We start from the raw sequence: 852 nt of genomic DNA on the forward strand, positions 1-852 counted from the left end.
GTAAACAGAGGAACGCCTTATGTAGAAATGAGTAAATTTTGTGCTTAAAAATTTGGATTTGATCTTGGAATGCGGCTTTACGTCAGTAGCGGCAATTTAAGAAAAAATTTCATGCGGAAGAGCGGGTTTCAGGAAACCGTTAGGTTTCCGGCGGGACTGTTACGAGCTATTGCGTAAAACCGCTGTTAGCGGTAGTTTTTTTTATTTTTAAGCATCTTGTCAACTTCTGGTTCCCAATATTCTATTAATTGTCTCACACTTTTATTCTCTTCATTTAACATTTGATTTTTTACAGAATAATACTCGACTGTTACGCTATCTTTTATTTTTTTCAAATATTCAAATGGCTTTTGACTTCCGTTTTTATTATATCCTCTTTTCTCAATTTCTTCATTACATTTTCTTGCATACACTTCTGTTAGATTAAAAGCAATTTGCTGTAGTTTAAGAAGTTCTCTGTAATTAAATTTAGTAGTGTCCTTTACCCACGATTCATCTCGGTCAAAGAATGCTATTACTTTCGGTTTGTTAAATGGAGATGAGTAAAGATAAAAACCATGATAAAACACCAAATTCATTTCTGAAGCATTGTCAGGTTTGGCTTGGAAATCATCAAATGTTGTTTTTCTGTTTTTATCCCAAATGACACAATTATGTAATTCTATCCACCGAAATAAATCGAAATGAATGAGATATAAAAATACTATTACGATAAGCGAAATTATTACAATCTTTACTTTTTTCATTTTAGCTCTGGAGTTCTTTAAAATTACCGCTAACGTCAGACTGTGAAAAAACCTCACAGCCCTTCGAACAAATATAGCAAAATGTTTTCAAGCAGTAGTTTATTTG

1 protein-coding gene is annotated in these 852 nt (G+C 32.4%); it reads right to left on the reverse strand.

Annotated features, from left to right (window positions below; translation table 11 throughout):
• Positions 1-185 precede the first annotated feature (185 nt).
• Positions 186-746 (reverse strand): hypothetical protein, encoded by a 561-nt coding sequence (locus AC23L6_RS13345; RefSeq protein ID WP_487562974.1) that lies wholly within the window; start codon positions 744-746, stop codon positions 186-188.
• Positions 747-852 lie beyond the last annotated feature (106 nt).

The sequence above is a fragment of the Flavobacterium sp. R1_16 genome (genome assembly GCF_057652095.1).

Excerpts from the sequence above, each read along its gene's own strand:
- AC23L6_RS13345 (WP_487562974.1), bottom strand. The coding sequence starts at position 746 with ATGAAAAAAGTAAAGATTGTAATAATTTCGCTTATCGTAATAGTATTT.